A 26274-nucleotide genomic window follows, 5' to 3' on the forward strand; every position below is an offset into this window, starting at 1 on the left:
CGCGATGAAAATTAAACGCTTTTTTGCAGCAGACATACGGCAGGCCATGCGCATGGTCAAAGAAGAATTGGGCGCCGATGCAGTGATTATGTCCAACCGTTCGGTGGATGGCGGCGTGGAAATCGTGGCGGCCCGCGACTTTGACGAGCAGGTCATTCATAAAAATCTCAAGCAACGCGAAGATGAAAAATCGCCGCCTAATGAAGTTAAAAAAGTCGATTTGCCTGATCTCGAAGCCGAAAAAAAATCGTTGCATGTTTTAAGCAGCGCCAGAAAACGCGGCGCAGAAGGCAGTATTCCGGAAAATCCGATACGCCGTAATCTGGATCAATACGTCGGTTATGCCGAAAAACTCCAGGTCGGTCATAACAACGCGCAGAAAATCTCCGAAAAAGTTCGCCAAGTCGAAAAACCAGCGTGGGCGAATGCCGATCCAAAATTAAAACCGTTGACCGAGCCGCGTCCGGTGCAAGCGCACAATGGCGATAAATTCATCGACGAAATGCGTGCGGAAATGAAAGAACTGCGGACCATGTTGGATAGTAAGCTGTCGAATATAGTCATGCAAATGCCCCAACACGGACTACCTTTACACGACGATTTGCGTGATCGGATGCTGGAGTGCGGCTTCTCGAAAAATTTGGCGGGCAAGATAGCCAACCGGCTTGGTAGTCATAAACAATTCGATTTGGCCATCGGCAAAGCCCAGGAAATGTTAGCTAGACTCGTGCCGATAGCCGATGACAACTTGCTGGATCAAGGCGGTATTGCTGCATTGGTCGGCTCGACCGGCGTTGGTAAAACCACGACAGTCGCTAAGTTGGCCGCTCAGTTTATTTTAAAACACGGCTCCCGGCAGATTGCGCTGATTACCACGGACAATTATCGGATCGGTGCCCACGAGCAAATCAATACTTACGGCAGAATCCTGGATGTGCCGGTCAGAGTGGCGGGCGATGCGGAGGAATTGCGCAGGCATATCAATAGTTTTTCCGACAAACGCCTGATTTTGATCGACACCGCCGGCATGAGTCAGCGCGATATGCGCTTGGCGGAGCAGCTGAAAACCTTGCAACATGGCGATTTGCCTATACGCTCCTATTTGGTGATGTCCGCCACCACGCAATATAAAGCAATGCTGGAAATTATGGACGCGTTCCGAATACTCGAACCACAAGCGACTATACTAACGAAGTTTGATGAGGCAGTTAGCAAAGGTACCGCGTTGTCGGCGATTATCGAGCGGCGAATGCCATTGTCATTTATCACTGACGGTCAGCAGGTTCCAGAGGATATTTACTTACCCGATGCCAACGGTTTGATTCAGCAGTGTATGGAAAATGTCGATCAGGACCATGGCTATGGCGACGACGTGAATGTTGAAGATTGGCTGGCGGAAAGCCATGCATAAGTCATTCGATCAGGCAGCTGGAATTAGACAAATGAGACATATGAAACCGGTGCGAGTAATCGCTGTAACAAGTGGCAAGGGTGGGGTTGGTAAAACCAATCTTTCCGTGAATATCGGCGTGGCGCTGTCCAAAATGGGCAGGCGCGTGGCGATACTCGATGCCGATATGGGCTTGGCTAATGTCGATATTTTGTTGGGGATGTTTCCCGAATTCAATTTGTCGCATGTATTGAGCGGCGAAAAAAGTCTGAAGGAAATCATGATGACCGGGCCTTCCGGGCTAAAAATCATTCCGGCTTCGTCGGGTATTCAGCGGATGTCCGATTTGTCGAGTATCGAGCAAGCCGGCGTGATAAGGGCTTTTAGCGAAATCGACCGAGAGTTGGATGTGTTGATCGTCGATACCGCTGCCGGTATTTCGGCAAGCGTGGTGAATTTTGCCCGTGCTTGTCAGGAAATCATTGTGGTGGTTTGCGATGAGCCGACTTCACTGGCCGACGCCTATGCTTACATCAAATTGTTGAATAGAGATTACGGGCTTAACAGCTTTCACATCATTACGAATATGGTGCAGTCCGCAGAACATGGACAGGCTTTGTTCAATAAGTTGAGTAAAGTGACGGACCGTTATTTGGATGTGGCCTTGCAGTTTGTCGGCGCAGTACCGCAGGACGAATATTTGAAAAAGTCCGTGCAAAAGCAAACCCCGGTGGTGGAAGCGTTCCCGCAAAGTAAAGCGGCACTGGCCATCAAGAATCTGGCGCGGAAAATCGACAGCTGGCCCATCAAGCCCAAAGCGGGCGGCTACCTGGAGTTTTTTGTCGAACGGATGATCCAGTACAGCGCGAAAGAGGATGTTGCATGAGCGGAGCGGCAATGTATGCTGCCGTGCAGGCTGGAAATGTTGATGCTTTAGTCATTCAACATGCGCCGCTGGTAAAACGCATTGCCTACCACTTGATGGGCCGGTTGCCCGATACGGTGCAGCTTGATGATTTGATTCAATCCGGCATGCTGGGTTTGCTGGAAGCTCTGAAACATTACGATGCCGGCCAGGGTGCCAGCTTTGATACTTACGCCGGCATCCGCATTCGCGGGGCTATGCTGGATGAATTGCGCCGTTCGGATTGGACGCCTCGTTCGGTGCACAAGAAAGCCCGGATGGTGGCGGAGGCGATACGCGAGGTTGAAAACCATCTGGGTCGCGACGCCAAGGATACCGAAGTGGCCGGGCATATGGGTATCGATCTGACCGAATACCATCATATTCTGCAAGACGCGGTGTCTTGCAAGACCTTTAGCGTCGAAGAATTGGTGCAAGGCGAAGACAGCGTCATTGACGATGTGCACGGCAATCAGCAGCCGGATGAGGTGCTGATCCAACAGAATTTTCAAAAAGCCCTGGCCAAGGCCATCTCGGAATTACCGGAACGGGAGCGCTTGGTGATATCGCTGTATTACGACGAAGAGCTGAATTTGCGTGAGATTGGCAAGGTGCTTGATGTCAGCGAATCGCGGGTTAGCCAAATTTGTAGTCAGGCGATGTTGCGCTTACGCGCTAGACTTGCGGATTGGGTGGAAGGGAAAGATAATGAAAAGTGCAGCTAATATGTGGTTATTGCAGGAATTTTTCGCAATTATTAGCCACAAATTAGAGGTTTCTTAACAATAAAGTAATCTGGGTGGAGATTATCCTTGGATAAAAATATGCGTATTCTGGTTGTCGATGACTTTTCGACAATGCGGAGAATAGTAAAAAACCTGTTGAAAGATCTGGGTTTTACCAACACTGTGGAAGCGGACGACGGTAAAACGGCACTGCCTATTTTGGAAAAAGGCGGTATCGATTTTTTGATTACTGACTGGAATATGCCGGGTATGACCGGCATCGATTTATTGAAGGCCGTCAGGTCTACTCCCAGTTTGGCCAATCTGCCGGTGTTGATGGTCACAGCCGAAGCCAAGCGCGAGCAAATCATTATGGCTGCGCAGGCCGGTGTAAATGGGTATGTCATCAAGCCTTTTACTGCTGCTACGCTTAAAGAGAAAATCGAAAAGATTTTTGAACGCATCGACGGCTGAAGCACAGGGAGATTACGATGAATACTGACCTGCTGAGTTTGGCCCGAGATTTGGTCGCAGCATTAGAAAAATGCGACGAAGCGGCTGCCGATGAAATTCTCGATCAAGTAGCCGGATTAAGAGAAACACAATTGTTTAAAGAAATTGGCCGCCTAACTCGCCAATTGCACGACACCATGGTTAGTTTTTCCGTCGATTCTAAAATAGCGGCCATGGCTGAGCACGATATTCCGGACGCCAAGGAGCGCCTGCATTATGTGATCGCCATGACCGAACAAGCCGCAGATCAGACGCTAACCGCCGTTGAAGAGTTGTTGCCGGTATCGGATGAACTGAACGGGCAGGTTAAACAATTGTCGGCGCAATGGAATCGCTTTTTGGATCGGGAAATGCCGTTCGACGAGTTTAAGGCGATGAGCGCCGACCTCAGTCAATATTTTGAGCAATCGCAAGTGTCTCTGGAAAAAATCCAGGCGGGTTTAAACGATATTTTGATGGCGCAAGGGTTTCAAGATATTACCGGGCAGATTATCCGCCGGGTTATCGATTTGGTGCAGGATCTAGAAGGCAGCATGGTTAATCTGATCAAAATTTCCAGTCGCAAAATCACGCCAAGCAGCGGAGCGGCGTTGCAGCCCGAAGTGCCCGGACCGGTTGTCCCCGGAGTAGATGACAGAGCCGGCGATGTCGCCACCAGTCAGGTCGATGTTGATGATTTACTGTCTAGTCTAGGTTTCTGAGGAAAACAACATGGCGATCGATCTGGACGACGAAATATTGCAGGACTTTCTGGTCGAGGCCGGGGAGATTCTCGATTCACTGGGTGAACAACTGGTAGAACTGGAGCAATCACCCGGCGATCTTGATCTCCTCAACTCGATATTTCGCGGGTTCCACACCATAAAGGGCGGTGCCGGTTTTCTGGCTATCAGCGCTCTGGTCGATGTTTGTCATAACGCCGAAGACGTTTTTAACGTGCTCAGGCAGGGTGATCGCCAAGTCACCCCGGATTTGATGGATGTGATTTTGCAAGTAGTGGACATCGTCAACGAGATGTTCGGGCAAGTCCGTTCAGGCAATACGCCAAAATCGGCCGATCAAGGCCTTTTAAAACGCTTGAAAGCCTACGCTGGTCCGGCCGAAGCTACCGCTGCTGAGGTTGCGGTAGAAACGGTTATAGTGAATGAAACTCCGGAATCTCATCAATTATCCCCTCAAGAATCCGCAGCGCAAGATTACGATGCGATGCTCGATCCCGAGGAGTTATTGGCCAGCGAATCCGCCTCGGAAGATGCCGACGAAATTACCGAACAGGAATTTGAGGATTTGCTAGATGCTTTGCATGGTAAAGGTGGTTCTCCTACTGTACACGTAGCGCCGCAATCGGCAGCCCCGGCGGCGGATGACGAAATTAGTGAAGACGAGTTTGAAAATTTACTCGACGAGTTGCATGGCAAAGGCAAGTTTTCGGTAAAAGCCGAGGCGCCTGTTCAAGCCAACGATTCGGGCGATATTACCGACGAGGAGTTCGATAAAGTACTCGATGCTTTACACGGTAAGGGTAAGTTCGATGCTGCCAATTTGGGCAAGATTGACGAGCAAGCTGCGGGTGAAAAAGACGCACCAATTAAAAATGTGGCGGCGCCTGTCGAGAAACCGGTGGTGGCTGCTAAACCCGAGCCGGTCGAGAAACCGCCCGCCGATGTGGAACCCGAAAATAACCTCGGCAAAGTAGCGCCGGTAGTAGATTCCGTTTCCGACAAAAGTAAAGCCGCAACACCGCAAGCCGATACCACTGTCAGGGTAGATACCCAGATTTTGGACGATATTATGAATATGGTCGGGGAGTTGGTGCTGGTACGCAATCGCTTCCAAACCCTTAAAGCCAATGCCGAAGCTGGCGAACAGTTGTCCAAGGCTATATCCAATCTGGATGTGGTGACCGCCGATTTACAACTGGCGGTGATGAAAACGCGGATGCAGCCTATCAAAAAAGTCTTCGGGCGTTTTCCGCGTGTGGTACGCGATTTGGCTAGAAGTCTGAAAAAAGAAATCAGGCTGGAGTTGGTGGGTGAAGAAACCGATCTCGACAAAAATCTGGTCGAAGCCCTGGCGGATCCTTTGGTGCATTTGGTCAGAAACGCGGTAGATCACGGTATCGAATCGCCGGATGAGCGCGAAGCCAACGGCAAACCTCGGGAAGGCGTGGTGATATTGAAAGCTTCTCAGGAAGGCGATCATATCCAGTTGTCCATCAAAGACGACGGCAAGGGTATGAACCCCGACATACTGCGCGCCAAAGTAGTGGAAAAAGGCTTGATGGATGAAGAAAGCGCCGCCCGTCTTGACGATAAGGAATGTTACAACCTGATTTTTCTACCCGGCTTTTCCACCAAAACCGAAATTTCCGACGTATCCGGTCGCGGTGTCGGCATGGACGTGGTGAAGACCCGTATCGCGCAAATGAACGGCGTGGTGGAAATCGATTCGGTGGAAGGCAAGGGCAGCACTATTCTGATCAAGGTGCCGCTGACTTTGGCTATCATGCCGACCCTTATGGTGAAGCTGCGCGGACAGGCTTTCGCGTTGCCCTTGGCCAGCGTTCTGGAAATACTCGATCTGGATTTGAGCAAAACCAATAAGGTAGATGGTCAATTGGTGGTAATGGTCAGAAACAAGGCCTTACCGCTGTTTTATTTAAGCGAATGGCTGGTCAGGGGTTCTTATTTCACGGGCGAAACGCAGCCGACCAATCATGTGGTGGTGGTGAACGCCGGCGGCAGGCATGTTGGTTTTGTGGTGGATCAATTGATCGGTCAGGAAGAGGTGGTGATTAAAGCGCTGGGTGCCAAGTTACATGGATTGGAAGGGTTGGCGGGAGCAACCATTACCGGTGACGGCAAGATAGCGCTGATACTCGATGTGCCGGGTCTAATGAAGAAGTATGCGATGTGACGCGGCAATATGACCATTCGGGTGCTGATCGTCGACGACTCCAATTTTATCTGTAAAAGAATTCGGGAAATTTTAGAAGAGGATCAAGAGTTTAAAGTGATAGGCGTCGCCCATGACGGTCGCGAAGCCATAGAGCTTGCGGCAAGTCTGCAACCGGATGTTATAACCATGGACGTGGAGATGCCAATCATGGATGGTATCACGGCAGTCAAAAAAATCATGGGCACCCGGCCCTGTCCGATTCTGATGTTTTCGGCAATGACACAAGTCGGCGCTCAAGCCACTCTGGATGCGTTAAATGCCGGCGCTATCGACTTTTTGCCCAAGCAGTTGGAAGACATCGATGCTAATCGTGAAACGGCCCGCTACTTGCTGAGATATCGGGTGAGGATGGTGGCTTCTCAGGCTACTAGAATGACTTCCCCTCGACCTCTGGCCCGCGCGAGCCTAGAAGAACATCAGAGCTCAACCGCAGAAAGCCCCGCAGCTAAGCCGATACGCGCTGCGTCGGCGTGGTCCAAGACAGCAACTAGCGGCAAAATCGAGCTTTTAGTGGTTGCCGCCTCGACCGGCGGTCCGGTCGCCATGCAATACGTGCTGAGCAAAATTCCGGCTGAGTGTTCGATACCCATATTGCTGGTGCAACACATGCCGCCTAATTTCACCAAAAGCTTTGCCGAACGCTTGAATTTGCTGTGCAACATTAATGTCAGGGAAGCGCGAGATGGTGACGTATTGCAGCCGGGTACCGCATTATTAGGGCCAGGGGCAATGCAGATGCAAGTAAAGCAAGTAGCCGGTGAGCGGCGGATTGCATTGAGGGCCAAGCAAAGCGGGGAAATTTATAGTCCCAGCGTCGATATTACTTTTGACTCGCTTGCCCAGGTGTTCGCCGGGCATGTGTTGGCGGTGGTGTTGACCGGCATGGGGGCCGACGGCAAGGCTGGTGCTATGAAGTTAAGGCAGCGCGGCGCGCAAATCTGGGCGCAGGACGAGGCGACAAGTACTATCTATGGCATGCCTAAAGCCATCGCAGAAGCCGGTCTGGCGGATCATATTTATTCTCTGGAAGAGATTGCCAACCAATTTAAAAAATTACATTGATGGATATTCTCAGTATTTTGGGCGTGTTGATAGGTTTTTCCGCGATTATCGGCGGTAACCTAATGGGCGGAGGAGAGCTCGGGTCCCTAATCAATTTTCATGCCTTCATTATTGTGGTGGGGGGTACGCTGGGAGCCACGCTGTTGCAATTTCCGCCCAAGGTATTTCTGCGCAGTTTACGAATTTTGAGTTGGATCTTTGTGCCGCAAAATTTGCAGCTTAAAAAGCAAATCGACAAGATCGTACGCTGGAGCTCTCTGGCGCGCAAGGAAGGCTTGCTGGGGTTGGAATCCGTTATCGAAACCGAAAAAGACAGTTTTGCCAAAAAAGGTTTGCAGTTGCTGGTCGATGGTAACGAGCCGGAAGTGATACGCGATTGCCTTGAGGTTGAGCTAACGACAAAAGAGCATCTGGATATCCAGGCTGCCAGGGTTTTCGAGGCAATGGGCGGGTATGCGCCGACTATCGGCATTATTGGTGCGGTAATAGGCTTGATTCATGTCATGCAGAATTTAGCCAAACCGGAGTTGTTGGGTAGCGGCATCGCGACAGCCTTCGTCGCGACTATTTACGGTGTCGGCCTAGCCAATCTATTGTTTATTCCCATAGCCAATAAGCTGAAGAGTCTGATTTTCGAAGCATCGCAAGCCAGGGAGATGGTGATAGAAGGCATTTCCTCGATAGCCGAGGGCGAAAACCCGCGTAATATCGAATTGAAATTATCCGGTTTTTTATTGGAAAAATAATGGAGGCCTTATGAGTCGGCGCAGACGCAGGCCATTGCAAGAGGCCGATAATCACGATCGCTGGATGGTGTCTTACGCTGATTTTGTGACCTTGCTCTTTGCCTTTTTTGTGGTGATGTATTCGATTTCTTCGGTTAATAAGGGTAAATACGAAACATTCTCCGAATCGCTGGACCAGGCACTGTTTCACAACGAGAAGATTCAAAAGGAAGCCGAGCCGATTCAGATCGGTGTGATTCCTACTACGATCCAACCTATCGAGCTGCCTAATTTGGCTACAGCCGAAGAACGTGAACTAAGCGAGGAGATTTTGCAAGAAAAGCAGCGGCTTAGCGAAGTCTCCGAACAGTTTCAAGGCGCTTTGCAGCCTTATGTCGAAAGCAAGCTCGTCGGTATTAAAAAGCACGATTTCTGGGTGGAATTGGAAATGAACAGCGAATTGCTGTTCGCCAGCGGCAAGGCCGAACTGTCCGCTAAAGCGCTCCCCGTGCTGGCAAAAGTCGCGGAAGTGATACGAGATGTGCCTAATGTGATTAACGTGGAGGGTTACACGGATAACGTGCCTATTTCCACTGGCTTTTACCCGTCCAATTGGGACTTATCCTCGGCCAGGGCGACCAGCGTGGTCAAGGAATTGGTAAAAAACAATATTCCGGCGACACGATTATCGGCGGTGGGCTATGGAGAATTTCATCCGATCGCCGATAACAAAGACGAAGAAGGGCGCTTTAAGAATCGGCGAGTCGTATTAGTGTTGATGTCGCAAGCCTTTGCTCGTTACGGTATGACTGACGATGAACGCGCGAAAGTGCTTAATTTGGCGCCGTCGCAGCCCAGCCCTCCACCTGAAACCGCAGTTGAAAAGTCGCCGGAACTGCCGGCTCAGTTATGAAAATATGGTCAGTTTCCAATCAAAAAGGCGGAGTCGGTAAAACGACTACCGTGGTGACGCTGGGTGGCTTGCTGTCTTCCTGGGGGTTTAGGACTCTGCTGGTCGATTTGGATCCGCACGGTTCGTTGACCAGCTATTTCAAGATGAATCCGGATGAGATCGAGCTTGGTGTTTACAATTTATTTCTCGATGCCAGCGAGAAAAAGAAAAACATCGATCCTCAGGTCTATATCGCCAAGACCGACTTTGATGGAATCGATGTCTTGCCCGCATCGACTGCTATCGCCACTTTGGATAGGCAGGTCGCCGCAATCGGCGGCATGGGCTTGGTGGTTGCTACCGCATTAAACAAAGTGGCCGACCAATACGATTACGTGATTATCGATAGTCCGCCGATGTTGGGGGTGTTAATGATCAATGCGTTGGCGGCTTGCGATCATTTAATTATTCCGGTTTTAGCCGAATTTCTGGCCTTAAAAGGTCTGGATAGAATGGTGCACACCATAAAAATGGTGTTCCATTCCCGGAAAACGCCGCCTAAATTCACTATCGTGCCGACCATGTTTGACAAACGCACCAAGGCGGCCCGTGACAGTTTAGCGGCGTTACATCAGCAGTACCCGGAGAATGCCTGGAGTTCTGTGGTACCGGTAGATACTAAAGTGCGGGATGCTAGCCAGGCCGGTATTCCATTACCCCTGTATGACAAAAGTGCACGTGCAGCGGAAGCGTATGCCGAATTGTTGGAACTGTTATTGCTTGATAAGAGTCCAGACAAAAACTTGGCGCCGCATAAATGACTCAGGCAAAACCACCCCCCAGTATCGTTCATCAACAGTTAGCGCTCGATGTTTATTTGCAGACTCTGTTGGATGAGGTGCCCGAGGCAGAGGAAGCTGTTAGCGTAAAACCGGCGATAGCGCTGGAACGGCTTGTCGTTGAGGAGCCGATCAAGTTGCCGGATCCTGTTCCGGTCGTGACCAGCAGTCCAAAAGCAAGCTCCAAAGCATTAGTCAGGAACCGACAACCCAAGCTTGTAGAGCCGGAAATCCCGGCTAAACTACAGGCACTGTCTATAATGCCGGATTGGTCGCAGTACGAGTTTCAGGCTTTGTTTTTTAAGGTTGATAAGCTGATATTGGCAACGCCGCTGATCGAGTTGTCCAGAACGATAAAAATCGATCGCAAACCCACGAAAATTCCCGGACAACCCTCTTGGTTCTTGGGTTTGCTGGACGAGCATGATAGCCGTATCGGCGTGCTTGATACCCGGCAGTTGATTTTCGGCAAAAGCCGAGGCTTGCAGCCGGATAGCGAAGAATATCCGTTCGAGCGCATTCTAATAACCCAGGACAAAAAGTGGGGGTTAGTGTGTGATGAAATTCTCTCCATCGGTAAAGTAAAGCCGGACGGTGTCAGGTGGCGAACGGCCAGACAAAAAAAGCCATGGTTAATTGGTACGGTAATAGACGAGTTAACAGCGATTATCGATGTTAAACAGTTGGTACCGCATAGAAAAAATAGTTAAACAGCATCTGGATACAGCAAAATGAGCGAAGATAAAAAACAAGGCGACCCTATCATGCAGTGGGTGACTTTTTGTCTAGGCGACGAAAAGTACGGCATTAATGTTATGCAGGTGCAAGAGGTGTTGCGTATTACCGAGATTGCCCCGGTGCCCGGCGCGCCTTCCTACGTATTGGGTATCATCAATTTGCGCGGTAACGTGGTGACGGTCATCGATACCCGTAACCGTTTCGGCTTGCCTTCCAAGGACACCGATGATGCTTCGCGGGTGGTGATTATCGAAACCGACCGGCATATTATCGGCATTCTGGTGGACAGTGTCGCTGAAGTCGTGGAAATGCGCGCTTCCGAGATTGAAACCGCGCCTAACGTCGGCAATGAAGAAAGCTCAAAATACATTCAAGGCGTTACCAGTCGCGACAATCATTTGTTAATTCTGGTGGATTTGAATAAATTCCTCAGCGACGACGAAAAAGCCGAGCTGGATATGTTTTGATTGCCTGACTAGGCATGCGAGGTGCAACATGACCCAGATAACACCGATCACGCCTTTTTCTCCAGTGCATACGATATACAAGGTAGAGCGGGAAGAACGTGAAAAACGCCCACCGCAAAAACAACCGCAAACCAAGCCCGACCAGAACAAAAACAATAAACAGCCTGCCGAGCATGTTGACGAAATAGTGTGATGAGTGAATATTTATTGCTGGTTTTGGCGGGTATAGTCGTATTTGTACTAGCGATCTTGGTTTGGTTATTGCGTCAGCAGCAAACACTAAAACAGCAATTTCAACTCCTTGAAGAGCGGGTACAGCGTAGCAACGACGACGTCGCCGGCCTTTGTTCCGCCGCTGTGGCTGTTGATCGGCGGCTGGCCGCGAACGACTCGCGCTTAAATAGCATTGTGGATCAAGTCAATACGCAGCGGCAAACTGTTACTAACGTCGCGCCCGCAGAACCTATCCCCGCAAGCGGCTATGAAGATGTGATCCAAAAAATCCGCAATGGCGTCGGTATTGAAGAATTGGTCAGGGATTGCGGGCTAACCCGCGACGAAGCGGTTTTATTGATGCGCTTACATGGCGGCGGTAAGCGTTCCGGCTTGGGTTAGCTGCGGATCGTTTCCATATACTGATCCACCCCCAGTTCCGCGCGCATCATCGTTGTATCCGCAACTCGCTGTAATAAACGCTGATAGTTTTCATCGTGTTGGCTTCTATCGTTATGTCGGTGCCAAAGATGTAACACAGGCACCGCGAAGCGGCCCTCCTTGCGTTTGACGCCGTAATGAATCAAACGGATCACCAGATCCGAGTCTTCATATCCCCAGCCTTCGAAGACTTCATCAAAACCATTTGTTGCCAGGAAATCGTCTTTCCAGACCGCCAGATTGCAGGTCATGGCTTTTTGCCAATTCTGCGGTTGCCAATAACGCCAGCCGTATAGCGGTAAATACAGCAAAGGCAACAGACGATTGATGCGGCCTCGCAGCCATTGGCATAAAAAAAAGCCAAGGGACTGTTCATGCAGCGGTATTTTTTGCCCTAATACCAGTGATGTGTAAGCTTCGTTCAATAATAGCCGGTTGCCCGGAACGAAATAACCGGTTTCGGCCAATTGTCGATGATGACTAATAAAATCCGGTAGCGCTACGCAATCGCCGTCCATAAATAGCAGATAATCGCCGCGACTGTCGGCAACCGCCTTGTTACGAATGGTGCCGGCCCTAAATCCCTGATCCTCATGCCAAATATGCCGCAACGGAATTTCGCTGGTTTCGATAAAGTCTTTGATCAATTTCTGCGTTGCAGCGCCGGACCCGTCGTCGGCGACGATAATTTCGAACCGGCGATCTTGTTGAGCCATTAGTGCGAGTAAACAGGCGGAAAGCGCTTCCGGCCAGTTATAGGTGGTGACGATGACCGAGATCAAGCCGTTCATTTGCTGGCTGTTTTGCGGCAAAGCTCGCGTAGTTTCAGGTATTTGTAATAACTGCCCTCGGCGTTGGAGATGGCCAACATCAGGCCTTCCTCGCCGTCCAGAATAGCTGCCTGGACGAAGTAAGTGCGGATGAACGTCCACAAACCCTTGCCGATGGCTTTACCCAAGCTGGCGCGCTTACCGTTGGTGAACAGTTTCTCGGCGCCCAGCGAAGAATAAGCGTTGATCTTATTCAGTACCTCCGCCGGATCTACGAAGGCTTCATGCAAAAGTGGATTGTTAAGTTGACGGATAGTCCCCTTAACTTCAATACGCTCATGCACGATTTCGTTGCTGAAACGTCCGACATCGCGGCGAAACAGCCTTAGCACATAATCCGGCCACCAGCCGCCATGTTTGATTTGCTTGCCGCAGTAGCTGGATAAACGGGGGATTTCGAAACCTTGCACGTCGTTTTGCTGCATGGCTTGCAGGATTTCGGCTTTTAGGGTCGGGCCGACTTCCTCGTCGGCATCGATAGAAAATACCCAGTCGCCGCACGCTTTATCCAATGCTCGCTGCTTTTGCGGGCCAAATCCGGGCCAGTCGGTGATGAAGACTTTATCGGTAAATTGTCGGCAAATCGCCACCGTTTCGTCGCTACTACCCGAGTCGAGAACGATGATTTCATCGGCCCAGGCAACTGATGCCAGACAGCGGCCGATATGTTGCGCCTCGTTTTTGGTGATGACGATAACGCTAAGCATCGGCCTGACGAAGGCTGGAATCGGCCGGACGACTTAGCAAGGCGCCGAGAAAAAACGCCAGCAAATAACCTTCAGCAAAAGTTTTGAAATGCGAGTTGAACAGGCTTGAAGCACAGATGGCTACTAAAAAACTGGCGGCAATTGGACCGTAGGGTAGGTTATTCATACCTTGGCGCAATGCGACATAAATGTAAGCAAAAAACAGCAGCAAGCCGACCAAGCCATTTTCCAGCCAAATGAACAGGTATTGATTATGCGGATCGCTGGTGCTGGTACCCTGCCATCCCTGGCTTTTCGCCGAGGCATAATTACTGTAGGTCGGTTTGAACGATGAGGTGCCGTACCCGAACCAAGGCGCTTTCTCAATAAGCTCTAAGGTGTTTTGATAAAAAACCACCCGAATGCCTACTGAGGTTAAATCCTGGCTGCTTTGATAACTAGCTTGTTCGTCCCAAGCCAGTCTGAATCGTTCTTGCAATGTGCTGGAACTAAGGCCAAATGCCACCAGCACGATGGCGGCTATCCCAATAATCTGTGGTAGTTTGCTGTAGCCATATATTGAGCCCAATGCAAAAACTGCGGCGATGGGTACGGCTAAATAGCCACTTCTACCCGTACTAACGAAGAAAATATTGAATAGAAAGATGGCTATTCCGGCCCAAACTGCATATTTTTGCCGGGTGTTTAGCGGTTCTTGCACCAGGAAGATAGCGCAGAGCAGGGCCGCCACAAAAGCGGTACTCTGTGTGGCGTGATTGGTCATGAAAATGCCGACTTCACGGTCTTGTCTCACTACAAGATCGAAAGCCCAAAGTGGTATGGCGATAATGCCAGCTCCAACCATGGCGATGAAATAGCTGTAGACAAACCGTTTTTGCCAAGCCTGTTGCTGAAAAATGCCGATTAGCAGGAACACATATAGCAGCTTTTTCCAGCTGGATAATGTCTCCAATTTGCTGTGCCAGTCTGTATCCGCGTAAAGAGTGCCAATTATCAACCAGGCAATGAATAGCAAGATCATTTTTCCGAGAGGTTGCCGCCAAGATAGCTTGAGGGTCTGCACTGCTTGGCCGGAGAGTAGCCAGAATACTAACAAAGCCACACTGGCTATGCTCGCGATGGCCGTGGAAATGGGCGCGGCGATGGCTGCAACAATAGTCATGCTGCGACAGATATTGAGTGATGTCTCGGACGTCAGGGGGGATGCAAACATGTTTTGTGGTCTTAACGCCATAATTGGTAGATATGTTTACGCTTGAGTTTTTCCCAGCGGAAAAACAGTCCTTTCAGCCAGGTGGGCGGATCGGCTTCCAATGCGCTTTTGAATAAGCCGTTTTTGCTGCCTTGTTCGATGACCGGGTCCTCCAGCCAAATCATTTGAATGCCGAGCTGTTTGTCGATCTTTTCGAATTGATTGTCTATCGGTTCAGCGATTTTGTGAGCTTTAATCCAGTCCAGTCGCCGGCGAGCGGTACTGGCATCGATCAAGTACGAGTCGGCAAAACGACCGCGATGACCTAGATAAAGGTATTGACCGGGTTCGCGTTGGCTCTTGGGGGTAAAAAAATTACCGCCGGAGCCAATGTAGATCACTTTGTCACCCGGAAAGCGAGCGCTTTGGGCGATAGCCCGCTCTAAACCAAGCTTAATATCCTTGCCAAACACCGCGTCGTCTTCCAGCACTAATGAATAGCCCTGTCCGCCAGCATCGGCAATTTTTTGTAAAGCTGCCACATGTTTTAATGCGCAGGATTGTTGGCCGGCCGTAAGCTGGTTGTCGCGGAAAAATTCGGCCATTACGCTGTCAGTCAAGTCTTCAATGTCCCAGTCGAAAATAAATTCGGCCGATAAGCCGAATTTGCGCAACTGTTGTTCCATGAAAATACGGCGTTGAGCGAATTTCTTAACATTCAAAACCAAAATGCGGTCAAGGCTTGGCGATAGCATCATGCGAATTTGGAATCAGGTAGCTGACGAAAAGCCGCGATTATCGACGGTTTTGTGGAAAATAACATCAACGTCATTACTGTTGTCCGGTAATCATCGCGATGCGGATGGCTGTTTGGCTTGCAATGTTTGCGCGATTACCTCAATCACCCGGGCCCCGGATAACTGATCGAGGCAGGCGCTGTGGCTATTGCGGTTCCTATCGCAACCTTCCAGTTGGCAGGGTAGGCAATTTTGTTCGGTTTGGCCTTGCAGCAGATACACATTATGTACTTGGCCCGAACCACGAGACGGGAAAGGCGTTTTATTCTCACTGTATCCATACGGCCAGGGTGCCCATTTCTCCGGGTCGGTGGGGCCGAACAAGGCAAAAGTCAGTGTGCCGGTGGCCGCAGCCAAGTGGGTGATACCGGTGTCGGGACCCACGAATAATCTGGCTTTGCCGATCAAGGCGGACAATTGCCCGAGTGACAGTTGACCGGCAAGATTGATTACATCCGATGGCAGTCGTTGCTGTAATTCTCGCAACGCGTCGAGTTCGGCGGGGTTGCCACTGCCGGTCAATACGATTTGGAGGCCTTGCCGGCCTAAAAAGGCGACGAGCTCCCGCCAGCCGTCGGCATGCCACTGTTTATAGCGCCATTGCGGCATAATATGCAGTACGGCGTATGGGGTGGTTATGGCTGGTATCGGTGTCGAGCTTTGCGGCGGAGTCAGGCGATAGTAAGGGGCTATTCCGAGTAGCTTGCAGAAGCGCAAATTTTCCAAGACGGCGTGGCCGTAATCGGTCCTAAATAACAACCAGCGGTTAAGTAGTGCTTTCTTCCACCAAGCCTTGCCTGTATCGTCAGGCACAAAGCCTATGCTGGTCTTGCCAGCTATCACCGCAAGTAACGTGGGTCGGTCGCCGGCTTGTGTGGAGATGGCTAAATCGTATCGGCGAAACTGGTTAAATAACAGTTTGGCGAATGCCAGCCCGCTGGACTTGCCTTCCAAGATCAGCAACTGCTTGACGTCGGGATTGCCTTCCAGCATGCCCGCGTTACTTGCAGGCAATAAAACATCGATTTCCGCATCCGGATAGGCTTGCTTCAGCGAAGAAATTAATGGCGTCACCAGTAGGGTATCGCCCAAATAACGCAGGGTTATCACCAAAATGCGTTTAGGTTGTATATTGAGCGGTTTTTGGTTGGGCATGGAGCGTTGGCTGATCAACATGGCTGTACATTTTAAAGGTAAACAGTATTGAACACGTTAGAAAATTCGCGCAAAACAATGACGGACGGCCAGGTGTACAAGCGTTTGCTGGCGTTTGTGGTGCCGTATTGGCGTTTATTTGTGGTCTGCGCCATCGGTTTTGCGATCTACGCCGCCACCGAGCCGGCGGTGGTGATGATTATTCAACGCATCATCGACAGCTTTGGGGCGCCGGACAGAAGTGATATTCAGTATTTGCCGCTGGCCTTCGTGGTGTTGTTTCTGGTCCGCGGTATCGGCTCGTTTTTGGGTAATTACTATCTGGCGCGGATTTCCGGCAATTTGATTCACAAGCTGCGTTGCGAGATTTTTAATCAGTACACCCGCTTGTCGGTGCAATATTTCGATGCGCATAACAGCGGTTACATGATTTCGCGGATTACCAATAATATCGGCGAAGTCACGCGCGCTACCTCCGATTCGATACGTTCGTTCGTCCGGGAAGGTTTTACTGCGGTGGGTTTGCTGGGTTATCTGGCGTATACCAACTGGCAGCTATCGCTGGTATTTTTGGCGATTGCGCCAGTAGTGGCGATCATGGTGCGTTATGTCGGCAAGCGTTTGAAACGCTTGAGCCGCAATATGCAGGATACGGTCGGCGATTTGACGCATATCACTTCGGAAATGGTCTCCGGAAACCGAATCGTGAAAAGTTTTGGCGGCGAAAATTACGAACGGCAGCGTTTTAAAACGGCCAGCCTGGATAATCGTGCCCAGTACCGCAAACTGATCATGACGGTGTCGCTGAATAACCCGCTGATGCAGTTAGTCATTTCTTTTGCTTTGGCCGGCATGATGTATCTGGCCTTGATCATGATGAAGTCATCCAGCCCGGGTGAATTTGTCGGCTTTTTTACGGCGGCGTTCTTGTTGCCAAAACCGATTCGCCAATTAAGCGATGCGAATTCCGAGATTTTGCGCGGTATCGCGGCGGCGGAGTCTTTGTTTGAAGTGTTGGACGAACCAGCCGAAATCGACGGCGGCGATTATCAGGTCGAGCGCAGTCAAGGACGCATCGAATTCAAAAATCTTAGTTTTAGTTATCCCGGCAGCGAAAACCCGGCCTTGAATAATATCAATGTGACTATCGAGCCTGGTCAGACTGTGGCGTTAGTGGGTGCTTCGGGCGGCGGTAAAAGCACGATGATTAACTTGTTGCCGCGTTTTTACGAGTACGAGCAGGGCGAGATTTTGATCGATGGCGTGGAGTTGAAACGTTACCGATTGGACAGTTTGCGCCGGCAGATTGCCTTGGTCACGCAAAACGTCACCTTGTTCAACGCCTCCGTCGCGAACAATATCGCCTATGGCGCGTTACAAGGTGCGGCCAGAGAGCAAATAGAGCAGGCCGCGGTCGATGCTTATGCGATGGACTTTATCAGCAAAATGCCGCAAGGGCTGGAGACAGAAATTGGCGAGAATGGCGTTAAATTGTCCGGCGGCCAGCGTCAACGCTTAGCGCTGGCGCGAGCATTATTGAAGGATGCGCCGATTTTGATTTTGGATGAGGCGACTTCGGCCTTGGACACCGAATCCGAACGCTACATCCAGGCCGCGCTGAATCGCGTGATGCAAGGCCGTACTACCTTGGTGGTGGCGCATCGCTTATCCACTATAGAAAGTGCTGACGTGATTTTGGTGATGGATAAGGGCCGGATAGTCGAACAAGGTTCGCATCGCGAACTCTTGGCTCGCGATGGTGCTTACGCCAAATTGCACAAGATGCAGTTTCAGGATGTTGGTCAAACTGCACCAGTGGAGCAATCGGCAAGCCCGGCGTTGCCGGAGTGACGAATCAGTCGGTCGAATGGATGCGCAGCCGACTGAGTAGCTGTTTAAAATTGCTTGGAGTTTTTGCTGTTGCGAAATATCAACGGCTTTTCCCGATCCGACAGGGCTATTTCGCGCGCTGAATTGATCGCCGCGTCAATTCGGTGCCGTTCCGGAGATTTGCTGCATACCGGATCGGTGCTGTACATATCGCCGTTGAACAAGAACGCCTGGCAGCGACAGCCGCCAAAGTCTTTGAGTTTCTCGTCGCAGCTGCGGCAAGGCTCCTGCATCCATTCCGTGCCGCGGAAGAAATTGAAGGTTTTCGATTCGTTCCATATCTCGGCTATGCTGAAATCCTTCACGTTCGGGCAGTCCAGTCCGGGTAACTCGCGCGCTGAATGGCAGGGTAACGCGGTGCCGTCGGGGGCGATGGTCAAAAAGGTGGTACCCCAGCCGTTCATGCAGGCTTTCGGCCGGTCTTCGTAATAATCCGGCACCACGTAATAAATCTTCATCTTACCGGCGACTTTTTCCTTGTAAGCCTGCGCAATTTTTTCCGCTTCTTCGAATTGTTCCCTGGTTGGCAGCAAGGCGTCGCGATTCAAATGTGCCCAGCCGTAATATTGGGTGTTGGCCAGTTCCAGATAATCGGCGCCTAGGTTTTCGGCCATCTCCAGTATCTGCGGCATTTGGTGAATGTTTTCGCGGTGGATTACCACGCATAGCACCATCGGATAGCCGTGTTTTTTAATCAGTTTTGCCACGTCCTGTTTGTGTTGGTAAGTGGCGGTGCCGGCGATATGATCGTTCAGTTCCTGGGTGCTGGCCTGGATGCTGATTTGGATGTGATCTAAACCGGCTTGCTTCAATTCGACGATTTTTTCTTCGCTCAAGCCGTAGCCGGAGGTGATGAGGTTGGAGTAATAACCCAACTCGCGCGCATAGCCGACCAATTCAGTCAAATCCTGCCGGGTTAGTGGTTCACCGCCGGAAAACCCCAACTGCACCGCACCCATTTTGCGGGCTTGGCTCAATACGCGTTTCCAATCCTCGGTACTTAATTCGTCCGGATATTTAACGTAATCCAGCGGATTGGAGCAATATGGGCATTGCAGCGGACATTTGTAGCTCAGCTCGGCCAACAGCCAGCGGGGCGGGGTGATATTAAGCTTGCTTGATCCAGCCATTTTGTAATGCTACGTTCAAAAAGTTAGTGATGTCATTGGTCAGGCCGGACGTGGCGAATTTTTCTTCCAATTCGGCGACGATTTGTTCCAGCATCCGGCTACCGTCGCACAGCTTGAGTATTTCCGCCGAGCTTTGGTTCAACTCGACCATGCCCTCGGGATAAAGAATCACGTACTTTTGCTGGGCTTCTTCCCATTGCAGCCGATGCAGCGGCGAGAACTGGATAAGTTGATCGGGGGTGATGGTCATAGAGTTCCGGTGTTTAGGCAAACGGCTGCAGATTCAAGCAACGTCGATGTCTTCAAAAATTTCCGCCAGCGGCAGGCTTAGGCTCAAACTATGCAGTTGGCAATCGACTTCGCCGAGGTAATCGTGCAACAGCCAATCGTTGTCCGGAGTGCGGCGGAAGCATTCAACTCGGCGGGCGTCGATGTCGACGATCAGGTATTCCTGAAGCGACTCCAGCTTGCGGTAAGCGACGAATTTGCCGCCTCTGTCGTAGTCTGCTGTTGAATCGGACAGTACTTCGACAATTAATGTCGGCTGCGAAATAAATTGTTTGGCTTTGTTATCTTCCGGGTGACAGGACACCATCACGTCCGGGTAAAAGAAAGCGTCGGCGGCCTCGACACGTAGTTTCAGATCGGCGATATAGGCTTGGCAGGATGAGCCGCGCAAGCGTTCTTTCAAGGCCGAGGCAATATTTAGGCTGACGACAACATGTTCACGCCGAGCGCCCGTCATCGCAAATACTTCACCGGCCACGAATTCGTGCTTCTCGACTTGGGTTTCTTCCCAAGCTAGAAAATCGGTAGCGTTAAAACGAAGCTGTTCGGCTGTCTGCATTATTGCTCGATATTGAAATACGGCGGCATGTCGGCAACATAAGCCAGATACATCGCATCGGCCATGCTCCACAACACATCCAGTTTAAATTTCAGAATTTGCACCATGCGTTCTTGCTGCTCGCGGGTTTTATACCAGTCCAGCGTCAGTTCCAGACCGTGCTCGACATCGCGGCGGGCTTCGGTCAGGCGTTTGCGGAAGTAAGTGTAACCCTCTTGTTCCACCCATGGATAGACGTCGGGCCAGTTATCCAAGCGTTGTTGATGAATTTTCGGGGCGAACAGTTCCGTCAGAGAGGAACTGGCGGCTTCGTGCCATTCGGCGCGGCGGGCGAAGTTGACATAGGCATCGACTGCAAAACGCACGCCGGGCAGCACGTGTTCCAGCGAAGTGATCTCTTCGCGGGTTAGCCCAACTGCGATGCCCAAACGTATCCAGGCTTCGATGCCGCCTGGGTCGCCAGGGTGGCCGTCGTGGTCGAGAATGCGTTGTACCCACTTGGCGCGAGTTTCGCGGTCCGGGCAATTGGCCATGATGTTGGCGTCCTTGATCGGAATCATCACCTGATAGTAAAAGCGGTTGGCGACCCAACCCTGCAATTGCTGTTGGGTTAGTTTGCCCTCGTTCATCAGCGTGTGCATCGGATGATGAATGTGGTAGAACTTTTCCATGCCGCGCAGTTTCGCTTCGAATTCTTCGCGGCTCCAGGGTTGATTATCAGCAGTCATGTAACACCTTTTTATAAGTCAATTTCCAGTCCGTCGTAAGCCACTTCGATGCCGTTGGCATCCAGCGTTTTACGCTCCGGCGAATCTTCGTCGAGAATCGGGTTGGTGTTGTTGATATGAATCAAAATTTTCCTGGCCTTGGGTACGCCATTTAAAACTTCAATCATGCCGCCGGGGCCGGATTGCGGCAAATGGCCGATCTCGCGCGCACGTTTGTGGCTGATACCGCGCGTGACCATTTCATCGTCGGTCCAAAACGTGCCGTCCACCATCAGGCAGTCTACATTCAGCATCGCCTGCAATACGTGTGGTTCGATTTCGCCAAGGCCGGGCGAGTAATACAGTTTTTTACCGGTGGAAATCTGCTCGACGATCACGCCGATGTTGTCGCCGTCGTGCGGGTCGTGGCGGTGCGGTGAATAGGGCGGCGCTTTGCTTTTCAGGGCATGGGCGTATATGCGGATGTCATCGATGCCGGGAATCTCGAAGGGTGTTTCGTCGCAGGCAATCGGATGATGATTGACTGTGCAATAGTCTTTCAGCATATTGAATAGCGGAAAGCCGCTGGTCAGATCCTGCTTTACCATCTCGGTGCAGTACACGTTTAACGGCTTGCCTTCGCGCAGCATCAGCATGCCCGTGGTGTGGTCGATCTGGCTGTCGATCAACAGTACAGCCTTGATACCGGTATCGCGGATGCCTTCTTTAGGCTGAATGGCGGGAAACGCTTCCAATTGAGCGCGAATGTCCGGCGAGGTGTTAAACAGCAGCCAGTTGCGGTTGTCGGTGCTGATTGCTATGGACGATTGGGTGCGGGCTTTGCCGTTGAATTGGCCGTTACGCAAGCGTCGGCAATTGTCGCAGTTGCAGTTCCATTGCGGAAAACCGCCGCCGGCACCGGCGCCGAGAACTCTTATCTTCATGTTCGCTTATAAGGGTTGGTGAACGAGCGGGGCATGATACGGGATTAAAAAACGCCAGGCAAAAAAAAGGGGCAGGAAAATGCCCCTTTCTTATCGTCAACCCTAAGGATTAACGGTTGTAGATGTACATGGTAACTTCAAAACCGAAACGCATGTCGTTATAAGCTGGTGTTTCCCATTTCATTTATATACCCTCCAGAGGTTTTGTTGTTGTGTGCGATAGCTTGATCGAGAAAGCTGCGCCGAAGTATACGATGAAGTTTTTCTTTGCGCAACAGAGCAATCAAACCGGAACTAGCACTGCTTGGAGCGATGTCTCTGCGCTTAAGTTCCCTGCCTTACCAGGCCATTTTCAGCGCAAGCGCCAACAGCACGATCGCGAAGTAACGTTTCAATTTTTGTGCCGGCAAACGGTGAGCCAATTTGGCGCCCAACGGTGCGGTGAATACGCTGGTTAGCACGATGCCGGCAAATGCCGGCAGGTACAGATAGCCTAGGCTACCGGCGGGTAATTCACTATCTTGCCAACCTAATACCGCGTAACTGGTTGCAGCCGACAGGGCGATGGGGATTGCGCAGGTGCTGGAGGTGGCGACCGAGTTTTTCATGATTAAGCCGTTGCTCACCAGGTAAGGTACGGTCATGGTGCCGCCGCCGATGCCTAAAATGGCCGATAACAAACCGATCAACAGACCCATCGGATAATCCAGAAAGGATCTGGCGGGGTGGGATGAGGCTTTGATTGGCTTGGGCATTGCCATTTGTACGCTGGTATAAAGTAGATAGGCAACGAAAAACCAGCGCAGTAAATCTGCGCTGATATATTCGGCCAGCACCGCGCCGCCGCCGGCGCCCAGCAGCATGCTTGGGGCTAAGTGCCAAGCCCGGCGCCAATCGATGTTTCCCAGTTTGTGGTGTGTTCGCACCGAGGCCGCTGACGTAAATATCGCAGTTGCCAATGAGGTGGCGACGGCAATCAGCATGATTTGTTCGGGATGGAACTGCTGAGATTGAAAGAGCCAGACCAGGACCGGCACGATCAATGCGCCGCCGCCTATACCGAATAAACCGGCGGAGATGCCGGCGAGAATGCCCAATAAAAGGCTGGCTAAAAAAATTTCCGTCATGATGAATAATGGCTGGGGAATAAGCAAAGCACTATGATAGCGACTCATTTATACTGTGTCTTTTGATCCATTTAGCAGGCGAGTTGGTAAGGCATGAAAACGTATCTGGTCGGCGGCGCAGTTCGCGACCGTTTGCTGGATTATCCGGTTAAGGAGCGTGACTGGCTGGTGGTCGGTGAGACTGTGGACAGCATGCTGGCCGCCGGTTTTCGGCCGGTTGGCAAAGACTTTCCGGTATTTTTGCATCCTATCGATCACGAAGAATATGCCTTGGCGCGCACCGAACGTAAAACTGCCCCCGGTTACAAGGGATTTGCGGTGCATGCGGCTACGGATGTGACATTGGAAGAGGATCTGTTGCGACGGGATTTAACCGTCAATGCAATGGCAATTGATGCCGACGGCGCATTGATCGACCCCTACAACGGGCGGCGGGATTTGGATAGTCGGATTCTGCGACATGTGTCTGCGGCATTTGTGGAAGATCCTGTGCGGATTTTACGCGTGGCCCGCTTTGCGGCCCGGTACGCCCATTTGGGCTTTTCTGTCGCTGAGGAAACACTGCAACTGATGCGCGAGATGGTCTCCGCTGGCGAAACTGATTTTTTGGTTGCCGAGCGAGTGTGGGCGGAATTGCATAAAGCCTTGCTGGAGCGGACACCGGCGGCGTTTTTTCAGGTACTGAAAGACTGCGGCGCATTGAGAGTGGTTTTTCCGGAGATCGATGCTTTATTCGAGGTGCCGCAACCGGAGAAATATCATCCGGAAATCGATACCGGCGTGCATTCATTGATGGTGCTGGAGCAAGCCGCGCGGCTTTCCGATAAGGCCGAGGTGCGCTTGGCGGCCTTGTTGCATGATTTAGGCAAGGCCTTGACGCCCAGCCAGCATTGGCCTAGCCATCACGGCCACGAGCAAAAAGGTTTGCCGGTGCTGACCAAACTGTGCGAAAGATTGCGGGTGCCGAATAATTTTAAATCGCTGTGCGCGCAGGTCATGCAATATCACACACATTGCCACAGGGCTTTGGAATTACGTGCGGATACCTTGACCGATATGTTGCAAACCCTGGGCGCGTTCAAGCCCGATAGTCGCTTGGAGGAATTTTTGCAGGCTTGCGAAGCCGACGCGCGCGGCCGAACCGGATTCGAAGACAGGCCCTACCCGCAAGCTGACTACATTCGTTCGGCGGCCATGGCCGCGGCAGCCGTCGATACCTCGGCTGCTTTGCTGAAAGGCTTGCAAGGCGAACAGATTGGTCTTGCCATCCGGAAGTTGCGGACCCAAGCCATCAGCGATTACAAACAAGGCTATCAGCACCCAACAGTAGAATCAGCATGAATGCCATCCTGATCTCCGCCGGATTACTGATTTGCAGCAATGTCTTCATGACCTTTGCCTGGTACGCGCACCTGAAGGAACTGAATAACAAACCCTGGTTGCTGGCCGCATTTATCAGTTGGGGCATCGCGCTGTTCGAATATCTGTTACAAGTGCCCGCCAATCGCATCGGTTACACGCAGTGCAGTGTCGCCCAGCTGAAAATTATGCAGGAAGTGATTGCGCTGAGCGTCTTTGTACCTTTCTCGGTTTATTACATGAAAGAGCCGTTGAAACTGGATTATCTCTGGGCCGGTTTATGTTTGCTGGGTGCGGTGTTTTTTATGTTCAGAGCCAAATTAAGCTGAATTTGAACGGATTGGAATAATAAAAATGGGTAGACAGCATGCTTAGTTATCGTCACGGGTTCCACGCCGGCAATTTTGCCGATGTGTTAAAGCACAGTCTGCTGACGCTGGCGATCAACACACTCAAGCAAAAAGATAAACCTTTTGTTTACATCGATACCCACGCCGGCGCCGGTAAATATTCTTTTAAATCCGAGTTTGCCCAAAAAACCGGCGAATATCAGCAAGGTATAGCCAAGCTTTGGGACAGTCAGGATGCGCCGCCGGAATTGAAAGATTATCTGTCCGCGGTGCGCGCGGAAAATACCGGGCGGCAACTAGTGCGCTACCCTGGCTCGCCGCAATTGGTAAAGCGCTTGGTCCGGGCGCAAGACCGATTGGTATTGTCGGAATTGCACAGTAGCGATGTAGAAGCTCTCCAGCAATTGTTTGCCGGCGACAAACAGGTGGCTGTCGCCAAAGAAGATGGCTTGCAAAACTTGAGCAAGAAGTTGCCGCCTATCCAAAAGCGCGGCTTAATCTTGATCGATCCCAGTTACGAAATGCGCGACGAATATAAAAAAATCGTTGCGGCTTTAACCACCGCACATAAGCACTTTGCTACCGGTATTTATGCGCTGTGGTATCCGGTCATCGACCGCGCGGCGACCGAAAACTTTATGCGGCAATTGGCGCAAACCGGTATACCCCGCCAGTTGCGGATCGAGCACTGCATAGCCGATGATGGCCCGGGGCGCGGCATGACCGGTTCCGGCATGTTGTTTATCAATCCGCCTTGGCAGCTGGATAGCCAGGCGGAAGCCTTGTTGCCTTGGTTGAATCAAGCCTTGGCGGACAGCAAGGGGTATTGGAAAGTCGAATGGCAGGTGCCGGAGTCGATAGCGGCGAGTGCGGTAAGGAATTAGTCATGATTAGAAAGAATCTCGACTTGATCATCGTCGGTTTTGTGGTACTTGCTATCGTCATGTACGATGTGACGCTGGAGCTGCTGGGTGAATTGATGCATCTGGTGTTCGAAGGATTTCATGTAGTCTTCGAGTACGTCGAGCTAGGCATTGAAGAAGCGGTCGAACTGGTATTCCACGTTTTGGATATCGGTGAAATCATCGAGTATTTATTCGAGTCCGACCGCCACGGCAGCCAGGTGGTGACGTTTTATATTTTGGTCACCATTGCTTGGTTTGGGTTTTATCGACTCTCGAAATTAGTGCCCCGGCTTTGGGCATCTTTTAAACAAATGCTGCTGAATACCTGGGTGCGGCGGAAAACCGAATTAGAGTTGTACTGGCTGTCGCTGACGATAAGGGACAAAGTGGCTATTGCCGTCACTGCCGTGGCTGTTGCTTATATCGCTTCATTTTTCGTGATGTGATTATGCGCATCCTTGACGAAA

General features: G+C 51.1%; 31 protein-coding genes. 19 read left to right on the plus strand and 12 right to left on the minus strand.

Annotation, left to right across the window (positions count from 1 at the left end; translation table 11 throughout):
• Positions 1-4 precede the first annotated feature (4 nt).
• From flhF to METH11B_RS0117125, 14 genes are all read left to right on the plus strand, one after another.
• On the plus strand, positions 5-1411 hold the full coding sequence (flhF, locus tag METH11B_RS0117060) for a flagellar biosynthesis protein FlhF (RefSeq protein WP_026603051.1): 1407 nt from the start codon (positions 5-7) through the stop codon (positions 1409-1411).
• A 31-nt stretch (positions 1412-1442) separates the two neighbouring features.
• Positions 1443-2276 carry a MinD/ParA family protein gene (locus tag METH11B_RS0117065; protein ID WP_033159408.1) on the plus strand — a complete coding sequence of 278 codons (834 nt, stop codon included), beginning with the start codon at positions 1443-1445 and terminating at the stop codon, positions 2274-2276.
• Complete coding sequence (locus METH11B_RS0117070; RefSeq protein WP_026603053.1) at positions 2273-3019, plus strand: RNA polymerase sigma factor FliA; 747 nt, start codon at positions 2273-2275, stop codon at positions 3017-3019. The genes METH11B_RS0117065 and METH11B_RS0117070 overlap by 4 nt, the downstream gene beginning before the upstream one ends.
• A gap of 87 nt (positions 3020-3106) precedes the next feature.
• A complete protein-coding gene (gene cheY, locus METH11B_RS0117075; RefSeq protein WP_020483669.1) occupies positions 3107-3493 on the plus strand; it encodes a chemotaxis response regulator CheY in 387 nt (128 codons plus the stop codon).
• Positions 3494-3510: 17 nt separating this feature from the next.
• Positions 3511-4233, plus strand: coding sequence for a protein phosphatase CheZ (locus tag METH11B_RS0117080; protein WP_020483668.1), 723 nt, complete (start codon positions 3511-3513; stop codon positions 4231-4233).
• Between the two features lie 10 nt (positions 4234-4243).
• Positions 4244-6448 carry a chemotaxis protein CheA gene (locus tag METH11B_RS0117085; RefSeq protein WP_026603054.1) on the plus strand — a complete coding sequence of 735 codons (2205 nt, stop codon included), beginning with the start codon at positions 4244-4246 and terminating at the stop codon, positions 6446-6448.
• A 9-nt stretch (positions 6449-6457) separates the two neighbouring features.
• Positions 6458-7552: a protein-glutamate methylesterase/protein-glutamine glutaminase gene (locus METH11B_RS0117090; RefSeq protein WP_026603055.1), complete on the plus strand. Its 1095-nt coding sequence runs from the start codon at positions 6458-6460 to the stop codon at positions 7550-7552.
• The gene (locus METH11B_RS0117095) at positions 7552-8298 is read left to right on the plus strand and encodes a flagellar motor protein (RefSeq protein ID WP_020483665.1); all 747 of its coding nucleotides are present in this window, start codon (positions 7552-7554) and stop codon (positions 8296-8298) included. Before METH11B_RS0117090 ends, METH11B_RS0117095 begins: the two co-directional genes overlap by 1 nt.
• A 10-nt stretch (positions 8299-8308) precedes the next feature.
• Complete coding sequence (gene motD, locus METH11B_RS0117100) at positions 8309-9190, plus strand: flagellar motor protein MotD (RefSeq protein WP_026603056.1); 882 nt, start codon at positions 8309-8311, stop codon at positions 9188-9190.
• Complete coding sequence (locus tag METH11B_RS0117105; protein WP_026603057.1) at positions 9187-9990, plus strand: ParA family protein; 804 nt, start codon at positions 9187-9189, stop codon at positions 9988-9990. The genes motD and METH11B_RS0117105 overlap by 4 nt, the downstream gene beginning before the upstream one ends.
• A complete protein-coding gene (locus METH11B_RS0117110; RefSeq protein ID WP_026603058.1) occupies positions 9987-10718 on the plus strand; it encodes a chemotaxis protein CheW in 732 nt (243 codons plus the stop codon). The genes METH11B_RS0117105 and METH11B_RS0117110 overlap by 4 nt, the downstream gene beginning before the upstream one ends.
• Before the next feature lie 21 nt (positions 10719-10739).
• Positions 10740-11213: a chemotaxis protein CheW gene (locus METH11B_RS0117115; RefSeq protein WP_020483661.1), complete on the plus strand. Its 474-nt coding sequence runs from the start codon at positions 10740-10742 to the stop codon at positions 11211-11213.
• A gap of 28 nt (positions 11214-11241) precedes the next feature.
• Positions 11242-11406, plus strand: coding sequence for a hypothetical protein (locus tag METH11B_RS29210; RefSeq protein WP_155931137.1), 165 nt, complete (start codon positions 11242-11244; stop codon positions 11404-11406).
• The gene (locus METH11B_RS0117125) at positions 11406-11828 is read left to right on the plus strand and encodes a DUF2802 domain-containing protein (RefSeq protein WP_026603059.1); all 423 of its coding nucleotides are present in this window, start codon (positions 11406-11408) and stop codon (positions 11826-11828) included. Before METH11B_RS29210 ends, METH11B_RS0117125 begins: the two co-directional genes overlap by 1 nt.
• Here the strand turns inward: METH11B_RS0117125 and METH11B_RS0117130 are convergent.
• The 5 genes from METH11B_RS0117130 to METH11B_RS0117150 form a co-directional block, all read right to left on the minus strand.
• The gene (locus METH11B_RS0117130) at positions 11825-12658 is read right to left on the minus strand and encodes a glycosyltransferase family 2 protein (RefSeq protein ID WP_026603060.1); all 834 of its coding nucleotides are present in this window, start codon (positions 12656-12658) and stop codon (positions 11825-11827) included. The genes METH11B_RS0117125 and METH11B_RS0117130 overlap by 4 nt on opposite strands.
• Positions 12655-13404: a glycosyltransferase family 2 protein gene (locus METH11B_RS0117135; protein ID WP_026603061.1), complete on the minus strand. Its 750-nt coding sequence runs from the start codon at positions 13402-13404 to the stop codon at positions 12655-12657. The genes METH11B_RS0117130 and METH11B_RS0117135 overlap by 4 nt, the downstream gene beginning before the upstream one ends.
• Complete coding sequence (locus METH11B_RS0117140) at positions 13397-14617, minus strand: O-antigen ligase family protein (protein ID WP_231499630.1); 1221 nt, start codon at positions 14615-14617, stop codon at positions 13397-13399. The genes METH11B_RS0117135 and METH11B_RS0117140 overlap by 8 nt, the downstream gene beginning before the upstream one ends.
• Before the next feature lie 11 nt (positions 14618-14628).
• On the minus strand, positions 14629-15354 hold the full coding sequence (locus METH11B_RS0117145; RefSeq protein ID WP_026603063.1) for a glycosyltransferase family 25 protein: 726 nt from the start codon (positions 15352-15354) through the stop codon (positions 14629-14631).
• A 90-nt stretch (positions 15355-15444) separates the two neighbouring features.
• A complete protein-coding gene (locus METH11B_RS0117150) occupies positions 15445-16548 on the minus strand; it encodes a glycosyltransferase family 9 protein (protein WP_036277739.1) in 1104 nt (367 codons plus the stop codon).
• A gap of 78 nt (positions 16549-16626) precedes the next feature.
• Here METH11B_RS0117150 and msbA point away from each other — a divergent pair, with 78 nt between their 5' ends.
• The gene (gene msbA / locus METH11B_RS0117155; RefSeq protein WP_026603065.1) at positions 16627-18399 is read left to right on the plus strand and encodes a lipid A export permease/ATP-binding protein MsbA; all 1773 of its coding nucleotides are present in this window, start codon (positions 16627-16629) and stop codon (positions 18397-18399) included.
• A gap of 44 nt (positions 18400-18443) precedes the next feature.
• Here the strand turns inward: msbA and pqqE are convergent, their stop codons facing one another.
• From pqqE to METH11B_RS0117185, 7 genes are all read right to left on the minus strand, one after another.
• Positions 18444-19568: a pyrroloquinoline quinone biosynthesis protein PqqE gene (gene pqqE / locus METH11B_RS0117160; RefSeq protein WP_026603066.1), complete on the minus strand. Its 1125-nt coding sequence runs from the start codon at positions 19566-19568 to the stop codon at positions 18444-18446.
• Positions 19546-19818 (minus strand): pyrroloquinoline quinone biosynthesis peptide chaperone PqqD, encoded by a 273-nt coding sequence (pqqD, locus tag METH11B_RS0117165; protein WP_026603067.1) that lies wholly within the window; start codon positions 19816-19818, stop codon positions 19546-19548. The genes pqqE and pqqD overlap by 23 nt, the downstream gene beginning before the upstream one ends.
• A gap of 33 nt (positions 19819-19851) precedes the next feature.
• The gene (locus tag METH11B_RS0117170; protein WP_026603068.1) at positions 19852-20415 is read right to left on the minus strand and encodes a Uma2 family endonuclease; all 564 of its coding nucleotides are present in this window, start codon (positions 20413-20415) and stop codon (positions 19852-19854) included.
• Positions 20415-21143 carry a pyrroloquinoline-quinone synthase PqqC gene (pqqC, locus tag METH11B_RS0117175; protein WP_026603069.1) on the minus strand — a complete coding sequence of 243 codons (729 nt, stop codon included), beginning with the start codon at positions 21141-21143 and terminating at the stop codon, positions 20415-20417. Before pqqC ends, METH11B_RS0117170 begins: the two co-directional genes overlap by 1 nt.
• Positions 21144-21154: 11 nt before the next feature.
• Positions 21155-22066, minus strand: coding sequence for a pyrroloquinoline quinone biosynthesis protein PqqB (gene pqqB / locus METH11B_RS0117180; protein WP_026603070.1), 912 nt, complete (start codon positions 22064-22066; stop codon positions 21155-21157).
• 109 nt (positions 22067-22175) lie between these two features.
• Positions 22176-22250, minus strand: coding sequence for a pyrroloquinoline quinone precursor peptide PqqA (gene pqqA / locus METH11B_RS28730; RefSeq protein WP_054760176.1), 75 nt, complete (start codon positions 22248-22250; stop codon positions 22176-22178).
• Positions 22251-22404: 154 nt separating this feature from the next.
• Positions 22405-23241, minus strand: a complete 837-nt coding sequence (locus tag METH11B_RS0117185) for a sulfite exporter TauE/SafE family protein (RefSeq protein ID WP_026603071.1) — start codon at positions 23239-23241, stop codon at positions 22405-22407.
• Positions 23242-23286: 45 nt separating this feature from the next.
• Between METH11B_RS0117185 and METH11B_RS0117190 the strand changes: the two genes are divergently transcribed.
• The 4 genes from METH11B_RS0117190 to METH11B_RS0117205 are packed head-to-tail and all read left to right on the plus strand — an operon-like array spanning position 23287 to position 26253.
• Positions 23287-24534 (plus strand): multifunctional CCA addition/repair protein, encoded by a 1248-nt coding sequence (locus METH11B_RS0117190; protein ID WP_026603072.1) that lies wholly within the window; start codon positions 23287-23289, stop codon positions 24532-24534.
• The gene (locus tag METH11B_RS0117195; protein ID WP_026603073.1) at positions 24531-24881 is read left to right on the plus strand and encodes a DMT family protein; all 351 of its coding nucleotides are present in this window, start codon (positions 24531-24533) and stop codon (positions 24879-24881) included. The genes METH11B_RS0117190 and METH11B_RS0117195 overlap by 4 nt, the downstream gene beginning before the upstream one ends.
• A gap of 38 nt (positions 24882-24919) precedes the next feature.
• Entirely contained in the window at positions 24920-25786 is an 867-nt protein-coding gene (locus METH11B_RS0117200) for a 23S rRNA (adenine(2030)-N(6))-methyltransferase RlmJ (RefSeq protein ID WP_026603074.1), read from the plus strand.
• Between the two features lie 2 nt (positions 25787-25788).
• A complete protein-coding gene (locus METH11B_RS0117205) occupies positions 25789-26253 on the plus strand; it encodes a hypothetical protein (RefSeq protein ID WP_026603075.1) in 465 nt (154 codons plus the stop codon).
• The last annotated feature ends 21 nt before the right edge of the window (positions 26254-26274 follow it).

Source organism: Methylomonas sp. 11b, assembly GCF_000515215.1.
Lineage (GTDB): Bacteria > Pseudomonadota > Gammaproteobacteria > Methylococcales > Methylomonadaceae > Methylomonas.

Excerpts from the sequence above, each read along its gene's own strand:
- flhF (WP_026603051.1), top strand. The coding sequence starts at position 5 with ATGAAAATTAAACGCTTTTTTGCAGCAGACATACGGCAGGCCATGCGC.
- METH11B_RS0117065 (WP_033159408.1), top strand. The coding sequence starts at position 1,443 with ATGAGACATATGAAACCGGTGCGAGTAATCGCTGTAACAAGTGGCAAG.
- METH11B_RS0117070 (WP_026603053.1), top strand. The coding sequence starts at position 2,273 with ATGAGCGGAGCGGCAATGTATGCTGCCGTGCAGGCTGGAAATGTTGAT.
- METH11B_RS0117080 (WP_020483668.1), top strand. The coding sequence starts at position 3,511 with ATGAATACTGACCTGCTGAGTTTGGCCCGAGATTTGGTCGCAGCATTA.
- METH11B_RS0117085 (WP_026603054.1), top strand. The coding sequence starts at position 4,244 with ATGGCGATCGATCTGGACGACGAAATATTGCAGGACTTTCTGGTCGAG.
- METH11B_RS0117090 (WP_026603055.1), top strand. The coding sequence starts at position 6,458 with ATGACCATTCGGGTGCTGATCGTCGACGACTCCAATTTTATCTGTAAA.
- METH11B_RS0117095 (WP_020483665.1), top strand. The coding sequence starts at position 7,552 with ATGGATATTCTCAGTATTTTGGGCGTGTTGATAGGTTTTTCCGCGATT.
- motD (WP_026603056.1), top strand. The coding sequence starts at position 8,309 with ATGAGTCGGCGCAGACGCAGGCCATTGCAAGAGGCCGATAATCACGAT.
- METH11B_RS0117105 (WP_026603057.1), top strand. The coding sequence starts at position 9,187 with ATGAAAATATGGTCAGTTTCCAATCAAAAAGGCGGAGTCGGTAAAACG.
- METH11B_RS0117110 (WP_026603058.1), top strand. The coding sequence starts at position 9,987 with ATGACTCAGGCAAAACCACCCCCCAGTATCGTTCATCAACAGTTAGCG.
- METH11B_RS0117115 (WP_020483661.1), top strand. The coding sequence starts at position 10,740 with ATGAGCGAAGATAAAAAACAAGGCGACCCTATCATGCAGTGGGTGACT.
- METH11B_RS29210 (WP_155931137.1), top strand. The coding sequence starts at position 11,242 with ATGACCCAGATAACACCGATCACGCCTTTTTCTCCAGTGCATACGATA.
- METH11B_RS0117125 (WP_026603059.1), top strand. The coding sequence starts at position 11,406 with ATGAGTGAATATTTATTGCTGGTTTTGGCGGGTATAGTCGTATTTGTA.
- METH11B_RS0117130 (WP_026603060.1), bottom strand. The coding sequence starts at position 12,658 with ATGAACGGCTTGATCTCGGTCATCGTCACCACCTATAACTGGCCGGAA.
- METH11B_RS0117135 (WP_026603061.1), bottom strand. The coding sequence starts at position 13,404 with ATGCTTAGCGTTATCGTCATCACCAAAAACGAGGCGCAACATATCGGC.
- METH11B_RS0117140 (WP_231499630.1), bottom strand. The coding sequence starts at position 14,617 with ATGTTTGCATCCCCCCTGACGTCCGAGACATCACTCAATATCTGTCGC.
- METH11B_RS0117145 (WP_026603063.1), bottom strand. The coding sequence starts at position 15,354 with ATGATGCTATCGCCAAGCCTTGACCGCATTTTGGTTTTGAATGTTAAG.
- METH11B_RS0117150 (WP_036277739.1), bottom strand. The coding sequence starts at position 16,548 with ATGCCCAACCAAAAACCGCTCAATATACAACCTAAACGCATTTTGGTG.
- msbA (WP_026603065.1), top strand. The coding sequence starts at position 16,627 with ATGACGGACGGCCAGGTGTACAAGCGTTTGCTGGCGTTTGTGGTGCCG.
- pqqE (WP_026603066.1), bottom strand. The coding sequence starts at position 19,568 with ATGGCTGGATCAAGCAAGCTTAATATCACCCCGCCCCGCTGGCTGTTG.
- pqqD (WP_026603067.1), bottom strand. The coding sequence starts at position 19,818 with ATGACCATCACCCCCGATCAACTTATCCAGTTCTCGCCGCTGCATCGG.
- METH11B_RS0117170 (WP_026603068.1), bottom strand. The coding sequence starts at position 20,415 with ATGCAGACAGCCGAACAGCTTCGTTTTAACGCTACCGATTTTCTAGCT.
- pqqC (WP_026603069.1), bottom strand. The coding sequence starts at position 21,143 with ATGACTGCTGATAATCAACCCTGGAGCCGCGAAGAATTCGAAGCGAAA.
- pqqB (WP_026603070.1), bottom strand. The coding sequence starts at position 22,066 with ATGAAGATAAGAGTTCTCGGCGCCGGTGCCGGCGGCGGTTTTCCGCAA.
- METH11B_RS0117185 (WP_026603071.1), bottom strand. The coding sequence starts at position 23,241 with ATGAGTCGCTATCATAGTGCTTTGCTTATTCCCCAGCCATTATTCATC.
- METH11B_RS0117190 (WP_026603072.1), top strand. The coding sequence starts at position 23,287 with ATGAAAACGTATCTGGTCGGCGGCGCAGTTCGCGACCGTTTGCTGGAT.
- METH11B_RS0117195 (WP_026603073.1), top strand. The coding sequence starts at position 24,531 with ATGAATGCCATCCTGATCTCCGCCGGATTACTGATTTGCAGCAATGTC.
- METH11B_RS0117200 (WP_026603074.1), top strand. The coding sequence starts at position 24,920 with ATGCTTAGTTATCGTCACGGGTTCCACGCCGGCAATTTTGCCGATGTG.
- METH11B_RS0117205 (WP_026603075.1), top strand. The coding sequence starts at position 25,789 with ATGATTAGAAAGAATCTCGACTTGATCATCGTCGGTTTTGTGGTACTT.